This window comes from Allobosea sp. CER48, from assembly GCF_044752385.1.
Taxonomy (GTDB): domain Bacteria; phylum Pseudomonadota; class Alphaproteobacteria; order Rhizobiales; family Beijerinckiaceae; genus Allobosea.
This window is the reverse complement of sequence record NZ_JBIWYK010000608.1, coordinates 1-1,567: the sequence shown is the minus strand read 5'-3', so window position 1 is coordinate 1,567 and position 1,567 is coordinate 1. Positions and strand designations below refer to the sequence as shown.

General features: G+C 64.9%; 2 protein-coding genes. Both read right to left on the bottom strand.

What is annotated here, in order from left to right; translation table 11 throughout:
* On the bottom strand, positions 1 to 864 hold an 864-nt coding region (locus ACIPIA_RS15965; protein WP_400510955.1), incomplete at its 3' end, for a hypothetical protein.
* Between the two features lie 315 nt (positions 865 to 1,179).
* Positions 1,180 to 1,567: acyl-CoA thioesterase (locus tag ACIPIA_RS15960; protein WP_400510954.1), on the bottom strand; the 388-nt coding region annotated here is incomplete at its 5' end.

Here is a 1,567-nt window from a genome sequence, read left to right as displayed (position 1 = left end):
GCGGATCGCGATCAACCCGCTCTGCCCGTCGCCGAGATCGACCACGGCATTGACGGCCTGTGCGCGCGCCGGATTGGCCTGGATCTTGTCCGCCGCGGCGAGGAAGCCGCGGACCTGGCCGAGAATCGCCTTGAAGCGCGCCTTCGCGTTCTCCAGCTTCTCGGGGCTTTCGATCTGTGAGATTTCGCGCAGCAGCCCGACCAGCTCGCTGACCTGCAGCTGCAGGGCCTGCGCCGTCTGCAGCGCCGCCAGGTCCTTGTCGATGATGTTCGACAGCGCGTCCTCGATTTCCTTGCCGGTGAGCTGCGTCGCGCTGGCAATGTTCATCTTGACGTTGAACTGCGCATCGCCCGTCTCGAAATCGGCGAGCGCGGTAAAGCCCTCGCGCGCCTTCGACAGCTTGTTCAGCGCCTCGCCCTGCTCGGAGGCGTTGCGCAGCCGGTCACCGGTCAGGTCGTTGATGTCGTTGATCTGGCGCGACAGCGAGTCGATCGCCGCCTGGGTCTTGGCCTTGTCCTGGCCCTGCTCGGCGATGCGGCGGAGCAGGTCCATCTGCCGGGCTTCGACCTTGTCGAGCTCGCCCGTCAGGGTGGAGCGCTGCTGGACCGTCTCGATCTCGCTGAAGCGCGCGGCCAGCGCCGTCGATTGGGTCGCGGCTTGCGAGAGTTCCAGCGCGAGCTCCACCACCGGCATCTTCTTGCCGACGAGGTCGTCGACCGTCTGGTCGACGCGATTGTAGGAAAACCAGGCGACCGAGGATGAGACGAGGGTCAGGGCCGTCATCATGCCCAATGCGGCGTAGATGCGTGCTGCGATGCCGATCCGCAACGGCTTGCCCTCACGCGCGGGCTTGGCTTTCGTCATGAAGTCGTACTCCGGATATCACGCAACGCTGAACAATGAACTGAAGTAAGGAATGGGGAGACTATCCGGCTGAGGCCGGTTGCTGCCGGATCGCTGACGCTGCGGCCATGGGAATCCCCTCCCTCCCCTGGCGAAGGCCAGGCGGCTGGACCCGCATGCGGCATCGAACGGACATGATTTCCCCCGGCCGGGTCCTCCCCGGTCTGTCGGGCCTCAGCATCGTCCGCTTGCGCTTAAAGAACGGTTTAAAGTGGATTCTTTTGAATCACATTGTTGGAGCGCCGCTTCACGCCCCGTTAGGATTTGCGGCGCCGGTCAACCCTGCTCGGGCTTTGGCACCGGGCGCGGGCGCCCTTCCTCGTCGATCGCCACGAAGGTGAAGGTCGCGTCGGTGACCTTCTCATGGACAGTCGTGCGGAACCGCTTGGCCCAGGCCTCGACATGGATCTTCATCGAGGTCCGGCCGATCGACTCGATTTCGGTATAGACGCTCAGCACGTCGCCGACCTTCACCGGTCGGTGGAAGGTCATGGCATCGACGGCAATCGTGACCACGCGCCCCTGCGCCCGGTCGACGCCGGCGATGCCGCCGGCCTGGTCCATGCGCGACATCACCCAGCCGCCGAAGATGTCGCCATTTGCGTTGGTATCGCCGGGCATGGCGATGGTTCGCACAGTCAGGGTGCCGCGCGGCTCGTCTTCA